Source organism: Hydrogenophaga flava NBRC 102514 (assembly GCF_001571145.1).
Classification (GTDB): Bacteria; Pseudomonadota; Gammaproteobacteria; order Burkholderiales; family Burkholderiaceae_C; genus Hydrogenophaga; species Hydrogenophaga flava.
On record NZ_BCTF01000013.1, the window covers coordinates 24650 to 39976 of the forward strand.

The 15327-nt window shown below is 68.0% G+C and carries 13 protein-coding genes; 12 read left to right on the plus strand and 1 reads right to left on the minus strand.

Going from position 1 to position 15327, the window contains the following annotated elements; translation table 11 throughout:
* The first annotated feature begins 13 nt into the window (after positions 1–13).
* The 4 genes from HFL01S_RS12530 to HFL01S_RS12545 are packed head-to-tail and all read left to right on the plus strand — an operon-like array spanning position 14 to position 4981.
* The gene (locus tag HFL01S_RS12530; protein WP_066258897.1) at positions 14–1036 is read left to right on the plus strand and encodes an ABC transporter substrate-binding protein; all 1023 of its coding nucleotides are present in this window, start codon (positions 14–16) and stop codon (positions 1034–1036) included.
* Between the two features lie 24 nt (positions 1037–1060).
* Complete coding sequence (locus HFL01S_RS12535) at positions 1061–3253, plus strand: ABC transporter permease (RefSeq protein ID WP_066258901.1); 2193 nt, start codon at positions 1061–1063, stop codon at positions 3251–3253.
* A 16-nt stretch (positions 3254–3269) separates the two neighbouring features.
* Positions 3270–4316 (plus strand): ABC transporter ATP-binding protein, encoded by a 1047-nt coding sequence (locus HFL01S_RS12540; protein ID WP_066258902.1) that lies wholly within the window; start codon positions 3270–3272, stop codon positions 4314–4316.
* A 32-nt stretch (positions 4317–4348) separates the two neighbouring features.
* Positions 4349–4981 carry an HAD-IA family hydrolase gene (locus HFL01S_RS12545; RefSeq protein WP_066258903.1) on the plus strand — a complete coding sequence of 211 codons (633 nt, stop codon included), beginning with the start codon at positions 4349–4351 and terminating at the stop codon, positions 4979–4981.
* Between the two features lie 33 nt (positions 4982–5014).
* On the opposite strand, the gene HFL01S_RS12550 is transcribed toward HFL01S_RS12545, so the two are convergent.
* Positions 5015–5974 carry a LysR family transcriptional regulator gene (locus HFL01S_RS12550; protein ID WP_066258904.1) on the minus strand — a complete coding sequence of 320 codons (960 nt, stop codon included), beginning with the start codon at positions 5972–5974 and terminating at the stop codon, positions 5015–5017.
* A 93-nt stretch (positions 5975–6067) separates the two neighbouring features.
* On the opposite strand from HFL01S_RS12550, the gene HFL01S_RS12555 reads away from it, so the two are divergent.
* The 8 genes from HFL01S_RS12555 (at position 6068) to HFL01S_RS12590 (ending at position 14744) form a co-directional block, all read left to right on the plus strand.
* Positions 6068–7321, plus strand: coding sequence for an MFS transporter (locus HFL01S_RS12555; RefSeq protein WP_066258905.1), 1254 nt, complete (start codon positions 6068–6070; stop codon positions 7319–7321).
* Entirely contained in the window at positions 7318–8793 is a 1476-nt protein-coding gene (locus HFL01S_RS12560; RefSeq protein WP_066258906.1) for a sigma-54 interaction domain-containing protein, read from the plus strand. Before HFL01S_RS12555 ends, HFL01S_RS12560 begins: the two co-directional genes overlap by 4 nt.
* A gap of 163 nt (positions 8794–8956) precedes the next feature.
* Positions 8957–10144, plus strand: coding sequence for a substrate-binding domain-containing protein (locus tag HFL01S_RS12565; RefSeq protein WP_066258908.1), 1188 nt, complete (start codon positions 8957–8959; stop codon positions 10142–10144).
* Positions 10145–10282: 138 nt separating this feature from the next.
* Positions 10283–11050 (plus strand): ABC transporter ATP-binding protein, encoded by a 768-nt coding sequence (locus HFL01S_RS12570; protein WP_066258910.1) that lies wholly within the window; start codon positions 10283–10285, stop codon positions 11048–11050.
* Positions 11047–11784 carry an ABC transporter ATP-binding protein gene (locus HFL01S_RS12575; RefSeq protein WP_066258912.1) on the plus strand — a complete coding sequence of 246 codons (738 nt, stop codon included), beginning with the start codon at positions 11047–11049 and terminating at the stop codon, positions 11782–11784. Before HFL01S_RS12570 ends, HFL01S_RS12575 begins: the two co-directional genes overlap by 4 nt.
* On the plus strand, positions 11781–12767 hold the full coding sequence (locus HFL01S_RS12580) for a branched-chain amino acid ABC transporter permease (protein ID WP_066258914.1): 987 nt from the start codon (positions 11781–11783) through the stop codon (positions 12765–12767). The genes HFL01S_RS12575 and HFL01S_RS12580 overlap by 4 nt, the downstream gene beginning before the upstream one ends.
* 10 nt (positions 12768–12777) lie before the next feature.
* Complete coding sequence (locus HFL01S_RS12585; RefSeq protein ID WP_066258916.1) at positions 12778–13878, plus strand: branched-chain amino acid ABC transporter permease; 1101 nt, start codon at positions 12778–12780, stop codon at positions 13876–13878.
* Entirely contained in the window at positions 13875–14744 is an 870-nt protein-coding gene (locus HFL01S_RS12590; protein ID WP_066258918.1) for an alpha/beta fold hydrolase, read from the plus strand. Before HFL01S_RS12585 ends, HFL01S_RS12590 begins: the two co-directional genes overlap by 4 nt.
* The last annotated feature ends 583 nt before the right edge of the window (positions 14745–15327 follow it).

A 15327-nucleotide genomic window follows, 5' to 3' on the forward strand; every position in this document is an offset into this window, starting at 1 on the left:
AAGGAGAAAGCCCATGAAAAAGACCCTCTGGCTTGCCGCACCCTTCCTGATGCTGCCCGCGCTGTCCGCGCAGGCCCAGAGCGGCGAATTCAACATGATCTGCTCGGCCCAGGCGGCCTGGTGCAACATGCTCGCCGTCACCTTCGAGAAGAGCCAGGGCGTGAAGGTCAACATGACGCTCAAAGGCTCGGGCGAGGCGATCGCGCAGATCATGGCCGAGCGCGCCAACCCCAAGACCGACCTCTGGTTCGGCGGCACTGGCGACCCGCACCTGCAGGCGGCCGAGCAGGGCCTCACGATGGAATACAAGTCGCCCACGCTGCCCAAGCTGCACGACTGGGCGCAGAAGCAGGCCGCGCAGTCGGGCTACAAGACGGTGGGCATCTACTCCGGCCCGCTGGGCTTTGGCTACAACACCGAGCTGCTGGCCAAGAAGAAGCTGGCCGTTCCCAAGACCTGGGCCGACCTGCTCAAGCCCGAGTACAAGGGCGAGATCCAGTCGGCCAACCCGGCCTCCAGCGGCACCGCCTACACCATGATCGCGACGCTGGTGCAGCTCATGGGTGAAGACCAGGCGCTCGAATACCTCAAGAAGCTGCACGGCAACATCGGCGCCTACACCCGCTCGGGCACCGGCCCGATCAAGGCGGTGGCGCGCGGCGAGGCCACCATCTCCATCAGCTTCGTGCACGACGGCCCGGGCGAGAAGGCGCAAGGCTTCCCGCTGGAGACCATCACCCCGTCGGACGGCACCGGCGCCGAGATCGGCTCCATGTCGATCATCAAGGGCTCGCGCAACCTGGACGCGGCCAAGAAGTTCTACGAATGGGCGCTCACGCCCTCGGCCCAGGCCCTGGGCGCGGCCACGCTGCAGTTCCAGCTGCCGTCGAACAAGGAGACCAAGGTCGATCCGCGCGTACCCGACTTCCGCAAGATCAAGCTGATCAACTACGACTACGCGAAGTACGGGCAGACGGCAGAGCGCCGCCGCCTGATCCAGCGCTGGGAAAAAGACGTCAACAGCCTGCCGCGCTGACCTACACCCGCTCCGGAATTCCGCATGAACACCTTGACCTCGCGGTCCGGGCGGGCGTTGGCCGCCTGGACGCTGCTGGGGCTGGCCGCCTACGCGCTGCTGCCTTGGTACTTCCTCCAACAAGAATCGCTCTGGGCGGCGCTGCCCGGCGTCTGGGGCGGTGACGCCACCGCCAGCGGCGTGGTGCAGGCGGCCGTGCACGGGCGGCCCTGGCTCTGGACCGGTCTGGCCGGCCTGCTGATCGCCGGCGCCGGCCTGCTGCTGCCCGTGGGGCGGGCGCAGGGCGGGGCGCTGGTGGCCGGCGCGCTGCTGGGCCTGACCGGCCTGCTGGCCAGCGGCTTCGCCATCGGCGCGCCGGGCTGGAGCTTCCCGGCGCTGGAGGCCTGGTTCGGCCCGCTGGAGCGCGGCCAGTTCGGCATGGGCTGGGGCGGCTTCGTGGCCATCGCCTGCCTGGTGATGCTGCTGGGTGCGGGCGTGGCGCGGCTGGGCTTCTTTCGCGGCGACGTGTTTGTCGCGGGTGCGGTGGTCGGCTGCGTGAGCCTGCTCGCGCTGTTCGTGGTCTACCCGGTGCTGCGCTCGCTGGCCTCGGGCCTGTACGACGACATGGGCCTGTGGGCGCCGGGTTCGCTGGTGGACCGGCTGGCCACCGAGCGCATCTGGGGCCTGGGCTGCGTCACCGCCGACACGCGCTGCGGCGTGGCCTGGAACACGCTGTTCCTGGCGCTGCTGACGGCGGCGGGCACGACGGTGATGGGCACGCTGATGGCGCTGTGGGCCGAGCGCGGCGGCACGCGGCTGCAGAAGCCGCTGAACGTGCTGGCCATGCTGCCCATCATCACGCCGCCGTTCGTGGTCGGCCTGGGCCTGATCCTGCTGTTCGGCCGCGCCGGGCTCTACAACCAGTTCATGGAATGGGCCTTCGGTGTGGCGCCCTCGCGCTGGTTCTACGGCGTGTTCGGCGTCTGGCTGGCGCAGATGTTCGCCTTCACGCCCATCGCCTTCATGATCATGCGCGGCGTGGTGCAGGGCGTGAGCCCGTCGCTGGAAGAGGCGGCGCAGACCCTGCGCGCCGACCGGCTGCGCACCTTCATGACGGTGACGCTGCCGCTGCTCAAGCCGGGTCTGGCCAATGCCTTCCTGGTGGGTTTCATCGAGAGCATGGCCGACTTCGGCAACCCCATCATCCTGGGCGGCTCCTACGCCGTGCTGTCCACCGAAATCTTCTTCGCCATCGTCGGCGCCTCGCTGGACCCGGGCATGGCGGCGGCGCTGGCGCTGGTGCTCACGCTGTTCGCGCTGGTGGTGTTCTTCATCCAGCGCGGGCTGCTCGGGCGCACCAGCTTCACCACCGTGACCGGCAAGGGCGACGCCGGCCTGCCCATGCCGCTGCCCGACACGGTGCGGCGCCTGTGCTTCGGCGTGGCCGGACCCTGGCTGGTGTTCACCGTGGTGGTCTACCTGTTCGCATTCGCGGGCGGCTTCGTGAAGACCTGGGGCCGCGACTACACGCTCACGCTGGACCACTTCCGCGGCGCCTTCGACCTGCAGTGGGGCGAGCACGGCCTGGTGTGGGCCGGCACGGCCTGGAACTCGCTGTTCACCACCGCCTCGCTGGCGGCGATGGCGGCACCGGTCTGCGCCTTCCTGGGCCTGCTGATCGCCTGGCTGCTGGCGCGCACCGAGTTCCGCGGCAAGGCCGGTTTCGAGTTCGCCGCGCTGCTGACCTTCGCGATCCCGGGCACGGTGCTGGGCGTGAGCTACATCCTGGCCTTCAACGTGCCGCCGGTGGAGCTGACCGGCACCGGGCTGATCATCGTGCTGTGCTACGTGTTCCGCAACTTGCCGGTGGGCGTGCGCGCCGGCACGGCGGCGTTCAAGCAGCTGGACCGTTCGCTGGACGAGGCCTCGTTCATGCTGCGCGCCGGCACGCTGACCACGCTGCGGCGCGTGGTGCTGCCGCTGCTCAAGCCGGCGCTGACGGCGGCGCTGATCTACAGCTTCGTGCGTTCGATGACCACGGTCTCGGCGGTGATCTTCCTGGTCTCGGCCAAGTACGAGCTGTCCACCACCTACATCATCGGCCGCGTCGGCAATGGCGAGTACGGGCTTGCGCTCGCCTACTGCACGGTGCTCATCGTCTTCATGTCCGTCATCACCGCGCTGGTGCAGCGCCTGGTCGGTGAACGGCAACTCGGCCGCCGCTCAGGCGGCCACTGATTCCAAGGAAACCGCCATGACCACACACGGCATCCAGTTCCGCCAGGTGACCAAGCGCTACGGCGGCGCCAATGCGCCCCTGATCGTCAAGGGCATCGACTTCACCGTGCCCAAGGGCACGCTGACCACCATCCTCGGCCCCTCGGGCTGCGGCAAGACCACCACGCTGCGCATGATCGCGGGGCTGGAATCGCCCTCGGGCGGCCAGATCCTGATCGACGGCCGCGACGTCACCTCGCTCGGCCCGAGCGAGCGCAACGTCAGCATGGTGTTCCAGAGCTACGCGCTGTTTCCGCACATGAGCGTGCTCGACAACGTGGGCTACGGCCTGAGCGTGAGCGGCCTGCCCAAGGCGGAGATCGCCGAGCGCGCGCGGGCCGCGATGGCGACCGTCGGCCTGGTCGGCATGGACGCGCGCCTGCCCAGCGAACTCTCGGGTGGGCAGCAGCAGCGTGTGGCGCTGGCGCGCGCGCTGGTGATCGAACCCGCGGTGCTGCTGTTCGACGAGCCGCTGTCCAACCTGGACGCCCGGCTGCGCCGCAGCATGCGCGAAGAGATCCGCAGCCTGCAGCAGCGCCTGGGCCTCACGGTGGCCTATGTGACGCACGACCAGAGCGAGGCGCTGGCGGTGAGCGATCAGATCATCGTGATGGACGCCGGCCAGATCGCCCAGGCCGGCGCGCCGCAGGATCTGTACGAGCGCCCGGCCAGCGCCTTCGTCGCCGGCTTCATGGGCGAGGCCATGCTGTTCGACGGCGTGAGCGAGGTCGACGGTTCGGTGCGCTTCGGCCCGATCCGGCTGCAGCCGCGCCACCGCCTGCCGCCCGGCCCGGTGAAGGCCGCGATCCGGCCCGAGGCCTGGTCCATCGGCCCGCGCGAGGCGGGCGGCCTGGGCGGCGAACTGCTCAAGCAGGCCTACCTCGGCTCGTTCCAGGAACTCACGGTGCAGACCGAGCTGGGCCCGATCTTCGTGGTCAGCCCGCAGGTGGACCGCGAATGGCGGCTGGGCGAAGAACTGGGTCTCACGCTCAAGGACCACGGCGTGACCGTCGTGGCCGCATGAGCCTTCACACGACAGAGAAACGGAAACAAGGCATGACGACAGAGACGGTGGTGTTCGACCTCGGTGGGGTGGTGTTCAACTGGCAGCCGACCGTGCTGCTGCGCCAGGTGCTGCCCGGGCGGGCGCGCGACGAGGCTGAGGCGGCGCACTGGGTGCGCGAGATCTTCCAGGCCTTCGACCCCGACGGCGACTGGGCGCAGTTCGACCTCGGGAACGTGGAGCCCGAGGGGTTGGCGCAGTGCATTGCCGCGCGCACCGGGCTGGCGGTGGATGAGGTGATGGCCGTGATCGACGGACTGGCGCCGCACATGCGTGTCAAGGACGACACGGTGGCGCTGATCCACGAGCTCAAGGCGCGCGGCCACCGGCTGGTCTATCTCTCGAACATGCCGCACGGCCTGGCGCGCTGGATCGAGGACGACCACCCGTTCGCCGACTGGTTCGAGGACGGCATCTTCTCGGCCCGCGTGGCGCTGATGAAGCCTGACCCGGCCATCTTCCACACGGTGACCGAGCAGCTGGCGGTGAGGGACCCCTCGCCGGTGTTCATCGACGACGCGCAGCGCAACATCGATGCGGCCCACGCCATCGGCTGGCGCGGGGTGCGCTTCGAGACGGCGGCGCAGGTGCGGGCGGATCTCGGGGCGCTCGGGCTGCTGGGCTGAGCGCCCAGGGCCCTCAACCCTTCACGCCGCTGCTCAGGGGGCCACGCCGCCGGCCACCGGCATGGCCGCGCGCATGGCGTCGATGAAGCGCCGCAGGCGCAGCGGATAGAACCGGGCGTGCGGATAGACCAGGTAGACCGGCAGGGCCGGTGCCTGCCACTCGGGCACCAGATGCACCAGCCGCCCCGCGGCCAGATCGTCGGCCGCCATCCAGGCCGACACGATGCCCGCACCCAGCCCCAGTGCGGCGGCATTGCGCAGCACATAGAGGTTGTCGGTGCTCAGGCGCGGGCGGATGGCAAAGCGCCGGGTCTGCTGCGTCTGCTGGTGGGTGAGGCTCACCTCGTCGCGGTAGTAGGTGCGCAGGGCCAGCCAGGGCAAACCGGCGAGCGCGTCCACCGTCGCGGGCGGCTCGCCGCTTTCCAGCAGTGCTGGCGCCGCGATCACGATGCGCGGCACATCCATCAGCCGGATCGCCACCACCGAGGGGTCGCGCACCTCGCCGACCTGAATCGCGCAGTCGATGCCGGCGCCGATGAAGTTGTGCACGTCGTCGCGCAGCAGCCACTCGACCTGGATGTCCGGGTGGTCCTGCAGGAAGCGGGTCAGGGGGCGCACCAGCTGTTCCTGTCCGAACGCGTGTGGCACCACCACGCGCAGGTGGCCGCGGGGCGCCTGCTGCTCGCCGTGCGCGTCCGCGGTGAGCGCTTCCCAGTCCTCCATCAGCAGCTTGGCTCGTTCGTAGCAGCGCTCGCCATCCGGTGTCAGGTGCATGGCCCGGGTGGAGCGCTGCAGCAGGCGCACGCCGAGCAGGCGTTCCAGCGCCAGCAGGCGCCGGCTGATGGTGGGCTGGGTGCTCTGCATCTGCGCCGCCGCGCGCGAGAGGCTGCCGGCTTCGACGATGCGCACGAAGGTCTGCATCAGGGCCAGCCGGTCGCCGCTGCCGATGGGGAGCGTGTCGGTTGGCGCCGTGGTTGATGAAGGGTTATTCATTCGTGAAACGTATATCTGTGGTTCGTGACAGCCGTCTTCCGCCGAAATCTGCAGACATAGACACTGCGTCCATCGAGTTTTCTGGAGTTTGTCATGTCATCCATTCACTTGTCGAATGTATTGGGGGCGGCGCCATTCCGGCAGGATGTGGCGCTTTCGCCCGCCCTGGTGCGCCTGCTGGCTGTCGGCGCTGGCCTGACCGTGGCCGCGCTGTACTACGCCCAGCCCATGCTGGGTGTGCTGGGCGCGCAGCTGGGGGTGGGGCCACAGACCCTGGGCTTCGTGCCCATGCTCACGCAACTGGGCTACGCGCTGGGCATCCTGTTGACGGCACCGCTGGGCGACCGTTGCGACCGCCGGACGCTGGTGCTCATCAAGTGCGGCTGGCTGGTGGCGGCTCTGGCGGGCTCGGCGCTGGCTCCATCCATTGGCTGGCTGCTGCTGGCGAGCTTCGCCATCGGGCTGGCGGCCACGGCGGCGCAGGACATCGTGCCCGCTGCGGCCACGCTGGCGCCTGAAGCCCGCCGCGGGCAGGCCGTGGGTGCGGTGATGACCGGCTTGCTGCTGGGCATCCTGCTCTCGCGCGTGGTCAGCGGCTTCGCCGCCGAACACCTGGGCTGGCGCTCGACCTTCGGCCTGGCGGCCGTATCGGTGGCCCTGGTGGCCCTGGCGCTGGCGCGCGGGCTGCCGCATGTGCCGCCCACGACCAACCTCGGCTACGGCGCGCTGCTGGCGTCGCTCGGATCGCTGTGGCGCCGCCACCCATCGGTGCGGCAGGCCGCACTGGCCCAGGGTGCGCTGGCGGTGGGCTTCAGCGCCATCTGGTCCACGCTGGCGATGTGGCTGCACGGCGCACCGTTCCACATGGGCAGCGCGGCGGCCGGTGCATTCGGCATTGCCGGGGCGGCCGGTGCGCTTGCCGCGCCCTGGTTCGGTCGCCTGGCGGACCGCCATGGCCCGCACCGCAGCGCACTGGCGGGGGCCTGTCTGGCGCTGGCCGGCTACGCGGCGACGGGGTTGCTCGGTGGCTTGCCGCAGGGCGTTCAGGTGGCGGCGCTGGCGCTGGCGGTGATCGTGTTCGACCTCGGGTTCCAGGGCGCGCTGGTGTCCCACCAGTCGCTGGTCTACAGCGCCGATCCGTCGGCCCGCAGCCGGCTCAACGCCCTGCTGTTTGTGGTGATGTTCGGGGGCATGGCTTCAGGTTCCGTGCTGGCCGGCGTGCTGTTCGCCCGCTGGGGCTGGAACGCGGTGGTCGGCCTGGCGGTGGCCTCGGCGCTGGTGGCCGTGGGTCTCAGGCTCGGGCGGTTCGGACCGGCCAGCACCGCGGGTACCATGCAGCGACCATGAGCCCCGACACCCGCCTTCCGCGCGACGCCCAGAGCATCCTGGAGCTGGCCGCGCGCTCCATGTTCGACCTGTTCGCCAACGCCAGCGAGGGCATGCTGCTGGTGGATCGCAAGGGGCGGGTGGTGTGGATCAACGACCAGTACCGCCGCTTCCTGCCGGCGCTGGGCTACGAGCGCGAAGAGGATTTTGTCGGCCACCCGGTGTCAAACGTGGTGCAGAACACGCAGATGCACCAGGTGCTGGAAACGGGCAAGCCGATCCTGATCGATCTGCTCACCAACAAGGCCGGCACCTTTGTGGTCAGCCGCATTCCGCTGCGGGACGAGGCGGGCGAGGTGATTGGGGTGCTGGGCATCGTGCTGTTCGACCACCCCGAGACCACGCTGCAGCCCTTCATCGCCAAGTTCGCGCGGCTGGAGCAGGACCTGAACGAGGCGCGCCGCGAACTCGCCAGCCAGCGCCGCGCCAAGTACACCTTCGCCAGCTTCGTCGGCAGCAGCGCCGCCGCGCAGGAGGTCAAGCGCCAGGCGCGCCGCGCCGCCTTGTCGTCCAGCCCGGTGCTGCTGCTGGGCGAGACCGGCACCGGCAAGGAGCTGCTGGCGCACGCCATCCACGCCGCCTCGCCGCGCGCCGGCCGGTCCTTCGTGGGCGTGAACATGGCGGCCGTGCCCGAATCGCTGATGGAGGCGGAGTTCTTCGGCGTCGCGCCCGGGGCCTACACCGGCGCCGACAAAAAGGGGCGCGACGGCAAGTTCAAGCTGGCCGACGGCGGCACGCTGTTCCTCGACGAGCTGGGCGACATGCCGATGGCCGTGCAGGTCAAGCTGCTGCGCGCGCTGCAGGACGGCGAGATCGAGCCGCTGGGCTCCAACAAGCTGATCCGCTGCGACGTGCGCGTGGTGGCCGCCACCTCGCGCGACCTGGCCCAGCTGGTGCGCGAGGGCAAGTTCCGCGAAGACCTGTTCTACCGCCTCAACGTGCTGCCCATCCGCGTGCCGCCGCTGCGCGAGCGGCAGGGCGACATCCCGCTGCTGGTCGAGACGCTGTGCGAGGACATCGCAGCACGCGGCGCCAACGTGCACCTGGAGCTGCTGCCACCCGCGCTCGATTTGCTGGCCGCGCAGCCCTGGCGCGGCAACACGCGCGAGCTGCGCAACGTGCTGGAGCAGCTGGCGCTGCGCAGCGACTCGCCGCAGATCGGCGCCGAACAGGTGGAGCAGGTGCTGCGCGACTCGGGGCTGGACCGCATCGAGCCCGCGCTGTCGCGGCGGGCCGATCCCGTGCCGGCGACGGCCGCGGACGACGATCTGCGGCCGCTGCCGGTGCAGATTGCCGAGCTGGAGCGCCGCGCCATCGCCGCCGCCCTGGCGCGCACCGGGGGCAACCGGGTGGCAGCGGCGAAGCTGCTGGGCATCTCGCGCGCCAGCCTGTACGACCGCCTGTCCATGTCTGAAAACCAGACAATTGTCTGAAACTCAGACAGTTTAGGTTTGCGTGGTGTGTCTGAACTTCAGACATTCATGCGCCGAAGCGGCTGCAGTTCATTGATTCAAAAGGTTTTTTCCTCCTGGCACGGACCATGCAAAGTGGGCAGGCGTTCACCGGCCCGGTGATCCCATAACCAGGAGACAAGACATGTTCCAGACCACGCGCCGCGTTGCGGTGATGGCCCTTGCCTGCGGCGCCGCCGCTGCCTTCGCCCAGTCGGGTGGCGAAATCCGTATCGCCCACGTCTACAGCAAGACCGGTCCGCTGGAGGCCTATGGCAAGCAGACCCAGGTGGGTCTGATGATGGGCCTGCAGTACGCCACGGGCGGCACCATGATGGTCGGCGGCAAGAAGATCGTCGTGATCGAGAAGGACGACCAGGGCAAGCCCGACCTGGGCAAGAGCCTGCTGGCCGCGGCCTACGCCGACGACAAGGCCGATCTGGCCATCGGCCCGACCAGCTCGGGCGTGGCGCTGGCCATGCTGCCGGTGGCCGAGGAATACCAGAAGATCCTGCTGGTCGAGCCTGCGGTGGCCGACTCCATCACCGGTGACAAGTGGAACAAGTACATCTTCCGCACCGGCCGCAATTCGTCGCAGGACGCGATCTCCAACGCCGTGGCGCTGGACAAGGCCGGCACCACCATCGCCACCCTGGCGCAGGACTACGCCTTCGGCCGCGACGGCGTGAAGGCCTTCAAGGACGCGGTGAAGACCGCCAAGATCGTCCACGAGGAATACCTCCCCACCAGCACCACCGACTTCACCGCCGGTGCGCAGCGCCTGATCGACAAGCTCAAGGACCAGCCGGGCCGCAAGGTGATCTTCATCATCTGGGCCGGCGCGGGCAACCCGTTCAAGATCGCCGACCTCGATCTCAAGCGCTACGGCATCGAGATCGCCACCGGCGGCAACATCCTGCCGGCCATGGCCTCGTACAAGAACTTCCCCGGCATGGAAGGCGCCACCTACTACTACTTCGGCATCCCCAAGAACCCGGTGAACGAGGCCATGGTGGCCCAGCACTACACCCAGTTCAAGAGTCCGCCGGACTTCTTCACTGCCGGTGGTTTCAGCTCGGCCATGGCCGTGGTCACCGCGCTCAAGAAGACCAACGGCGACGCCAAGGCCGCCACGCTGATCAAGACCATGGAAGGCATGAGCTTCGAGACGCCCAAGGGCACGATGACCTTCCGCAAGGAAGACCACCAGGCCATGCAGAGCATGTACCACTTCAAGATCAAGGTGGACCCGGCCTTTGCGTGGGGTGTGCCGGAACTCGTGCGCGAGATCAAGCCCTCCGAGATGAACGTGCCGATCCGCAATAAGAAGTAACCCCCCTGCGCCGCTTCGCGGCTTCCCCCCAGGGGGACAACGCCTGCAGCCCGGCAAAGCCGGTTCCGCGGCGTTTCTTGAAGGTTGCGGCACTCGCCGCAACTGCTCGCGCACCTGCGCTGCGCGTGGAGGACCTTGATGCTTGAAACCACTGACCTCACGGTCCGCTTCGGCGGGCACGTGGCGGTGAATGCTGTCTCCTGCGCGTTCGCGCCGGGCACGCTCACCGCCATCGTCGGCCCCAACGGCGCCGGCAAGACCACCTACTTCAACCTGATCTCGGGCCAGATCAAGGCCACCGCCGGGCGCGTCAAGCTCAACGGCGTGGACATCTCGGCCCAGGGAGCGCCGGCGCGGGCCCAAGCCGGGCTTGGGCGGGCCTTCCAGCTGACCAACCTGTTCCCCAACCTCACGGTGCGCGAGAACGTGCGGCTGGCGGTGCAGGCGAGGGCGGGGGCGGGCCTGAACCTGTGGAAGATCTGGAGCGACCGGCGCGACCTGATCGTGCGGGCCGACGAGGTGCTGGAGACCGTGGCGCTGGCCGACAAGGGCGACCAGCTCGCGTCCAGCCTGCCGCACGGCGACCAGCGCAAGCTCGAAGTGGGCATCCTGATGGCGCTGGAACCTCAGGTGTTCATGTTCGACGAGCCCACCGCCGGCATGAGCGTGGACGAGGTGCCGGTGATCCTGAACCTGATCCGCCAGCTCAAGGCCGACAAGACCAAGACCATCCTGCTGGTGGAACACAAGATGGACGTGGTGCGCGAACTCTCGGACCGCATCATCGTGCTGCACAACGGCGAGCTGGTGGCCGACGGCGAGCCGGCGACCGTGATCGCTTCGCCGGTGGTGCAGCAGGCCTACCTCGGCATCAACCCCGAAGACAAAGAAGAGGTGGCCGCATGAGCGAGGCGTTGCTGAAGCTAGAAGGCGTGCACACGCACATCGGCGCGTACCACATCCTCCACGGCGTGGACCTGGTGGTGCCCAAGGGCGAGCTGACCATGCTGCTGGGCCGCAACGGCGCGGGCAAGACCACCACGCTGCGGACCATCATGGGCCTGTGGCACGCCAGCCAGGGCCGGGTCACGCTGGCGGGGCAGGACATCACGGCGCGCCAGACGCCCGAGATCGCCACCAGCGGCGTGGCCTACGTGCCCGAGAGCATGGGCATCTTCTCGGACCTGTCGGTGCGCGAGAACATGCTGCTGGCCGCGCGCGGCGCACGCACGCTCGACGACATCGACACCACGCGCCTCGAATGGATCTTCGGCCTGTTCCCGGCCATGAAGAAGTTCTGGAACCACCCGGCCGGCAAGCTCAGCGGCGGGCAGAAGCAGATGCTGGCGGTCTCGCGCGCCATCGTCGAGCCGCGCCAGCTGCTGCTGATCGACGAGCCCAGCAAGGGCCTGGCGCCCGCCATCATCCAGAACATGATCGCGGCCTTCCGCGAACTCAAGGCCGCGCAGACCACCATCCTGCTGGTGGAGCAGAACTTCAACTTCGCCAAACAGCTGGGCGACACCGTGGCCGTCATGGACGACGGGCGGGTGGTGCACAGCGGTTCCATGGCCGAACTGGCCGCCGACGAATCGCTGCAAAGCAAGCTGCTGGGTCTTTCCCTCGGAGCGCACCAATGAACTTCCTGAAAGACATGGATTGGAAGCCCATGGCCCTGGTGCCGCTGCTCGCGCTGGCTGCGCTGCCGGCCATCGGCAGCCCTTCCACCTGGCTCACGCTGACCGTGGCCGGGCTGGCCATGGGCATGATCGTCTTCATCATCGCCTCGGGCCTGACGCTGGTGTTCGGCCTGATGGACGTGCTGAACTTCGGCCACGGCGTGTTCATCGCGCTCGGCGCCTTCGTGGCCACCACGGTGCTGGGCAGCATGAACGCCTTCACCACCGCCGACAGCCTCTGGACCAACCTGCTGGCGCTGCTGCCGGCCATGCTGGTGGCCATGGCGGTGGCCGGCGCGCTGGGGCTCGTGTTCGAGCGCTTCATCATCCGCCCGGTCTACGGCATGCACCTCAAGCAGATCCTGATCACCATGGGAGGCATGATCATCGGCGAGGAAATGATCAAGGTCATCTGGGGGCCGGAGCAGATTCCGCTGCCGCTGCCCGAGGGCCTGCGCGGCTCGCTGCTGATCGGCGATGCGGCGGTGGAGAAGTACCGCATCGTCGCGGTGCTGGTGGGCGCCGCGGTGTTCGCCGCCATGGTCTGGACGCTCAACCGCACCAAGGTCGGCCTGCTGATCCGAGCCGGTGTGCAGGACCGCGAGATGGTCGAGTCGCTGGGCTACCGCATCAAGCGCCTGTTCGTCGGCGTGTTCGTGGCAGGCAGTGCGCTGGCCGGGCTGGGCGGTGTCATGTGGGGTCTGTACCAGCAGAACGTGGTGCCCCAGATGGGCGCGCAGGTCAACGTGCTGATCTTCATCGTCATCATCATCGGCGGCCTCGGCTCCACGCTGGGCGCGCTGATCGGCGCGCTGCTGGTGGGCCTGATGGCCAACTACACCGGCTTTCTGGTGCCCAAGGTGGCGCTGTTCTCCAACATCGCGCTCATGGTCGCCATCCTGCTGTGGCGTCCGCAGGGCGTCTACCCGGTGACCAGCCGTTGAAAGCCTGACCATGCTGCAACGACTCCTCTCCAAAGACCTGCCGCGCAGCCCCTGGCTGGCGGCGCTGCTGGTGCTCCTGTTCCTGGGCCTGGCCTTCGCACCCTTCCTGTTCCCGGGCGTGAAGGCGCTCAACGTGGCGGCCAAGATCCTGATCTTCGTCGCGCTGGTCGCCAGCTTCGACCTGCTGCTGGGCTACACCGGCATCGTCAGCTTCGCCCACACCATGTTCTTCGGCATCGGCGCCTACGGCGTGGCCATCGCGCTCAGCTCGGTGGAAGAAGCGTCCTTCGGCACCATCGGGCTCGGTGTGGTGTGCGCGCTGGGGGTGTCCACGCTGCTGTCGCTGCTGATCGGCCTGTTCTCGCTGCGGGTGCGCGCCATCTTCTTCGCCATGATCACGCTGGCCGTGGCCTCGGCCTTCCTCACGCTGGCCTCGCAGCTGTCAGACTTCACCGGCGGCGAAGACGGCCTCACCTTCAGCGTGCCCGAGCTGCTCTCGCCCGGCTTCTCGCTGAGCGAAGAACCACTGGCGCTGCCCTGGGGCGAGGTCAACCTCAACGGCAAGCTGCTCACCTACTACCTCATCTTCGCTAGCGTCTGCGCCATCTTCCTCACGCTGCTGCGCATCGTGAACTCGCCGTTCGGCCGCGTGCTGCAGGCCATCCGCGAAAACGACTTCCGTGCCGAAGCGCTGGGCTACCGCACCGTCGTCTACCGCACGCTGTCCAACGTGCTGTCGGCACTGTTCGCCACGCTGGCCGGCTGCCTGCTCGCACTCTGGCTGCGCTACAACGGGCCGGACACCTCGCTGTCCTTCGAGATCATGCTGGACATCCTGCTCATCGTCGTCATCGGCGGCATGGGCACGCTCTACGGCGCGCTGATCGGCAGCGTGCTCTTCGTGCTGGCGCAGAGCTACCTGCAGGACCTGCTGCGTGCTGCGGGCGAGGCAGCCGCAGGCATTCCGCTGCTGCCCGCGCTGCTCACACCCGACCGCTGGCTGCTCTGGCTGGGCCTGCTGTTTGTGCTCTCGGTCTACTACTTCCCCACCGGCATCGTCGGCAAGCTGCGCGAACGCGCCGTGCTCGCGCGGCTGAAAGGCATGAAATGAACGACCACGCTGTTGTGCCCCAGTCGCGCTACCTCAGCTGCGAGGGCCGCGAAATCCACTTCATGGACTGGGCGAGGGCGCCCGGCACCACCGACCACGGCACCGTGATCGCCTGGCACGGACTGGCGCGCACCGGCCGCGACATGGACGCCCTGGCCGCGCACCTGAGCGCGCTGGGCTACCGCGTGGTCTGCCCCGACACCATCGGCCGCGGCTTCTCGCAATGGAGCCCGGAACCCAAAGCCGAGTACTGCCTGGCCTTCTACGCCAAGCTTGCGCGCTCGCTGGTCGACCAGCTCGGCCTGGACCAGTTCCACTGGGTCGGCACCTCCATGGGCGGCGCCATCGGCATGGTGGCCGCCGACGGCCTGCTGCGCGGGCGCATCCTGCGCCTGGTGCTCAACGACAACGGCCCCAAGCTGGCCGATGCCGCCCTGGAGCGCATCCGCAGCTACGCCGGCAACCCGGCCAGCTTTGCCACGGTGAGCGAGTTGGAGCGGTACTTCCGCACCGTCTACAAACCCTACGGCTGGCTCAGCGACGCGCAGTGGACGCTGCTGACCGAAAGCTCGGTGCGCCGCCTGCCCGACGGCCGCGTCACGCCGCACTACGACCCGGCCATGGTGATGCAGTTCACCGAACACCCGGCCGACTACGACCGCTGGCCCGAATACGACCGCATCGACATCCCGGTGCTGTGCCTGCGCGGCGCGGAGTCCGACCTGCTGCTGGCCGACACGGCGGAACAGATGCGCGACCGTGGGCCGCGTGCGCTGGTGGTGACGATTGCCGGGTGTGGGCACGCGCCGGCGTTGAATGTGCCGGAGCAGTTGCTGCTGGTTAGCCGGTTTTTGGCGGGGCAGTGAGGCCTTGCAGCTTGCCGTTGTCGCTCTACTTGAGCTAGTTTTTAACTACCAAGAGCGAGCGATATAGAGCGAATCTCCCACACCGGATTGAACGGGTCGGACCTGTCGACGGCGCTCTTGTACGAGACGTCCAATACATCATTTTTTAGCGCAATCTGGCGTGCAGGAATTCCAACAAGAAAAGGCCCGTGGCCCAAGTGAATGGTTTGACTGTACGGATCAATTAGCGGCTTTACGGCAAAGCTTTTGCGTGACCTCTTGTAATCGAGGCGGCTCTCGATTGAACAGAACCGATCCACATAGAGCTGCTCCATAAATCGCACCACGTCGCTTGTACTCTTGCGAGCAGAGAGAAGCGAAAGCAATGACCGACCGCTCTTTGGGTAGTGCTCCTGAAAGATTATCCAAGCAGGACCGTGGTTCATCGGTAGCCAAAGATCTAATTCAGTGGGCCAGCTAGTGCGCTTGATGCAGGTTCACTGCAATACATGGTTGAGCAGGCTGCGAGCTAGGGCAATGCATTCGTTCCCCACACTCTTAATATGTCTCGTAGCTTTTCAAGCGCTTCCGCTTGCGTGTATGC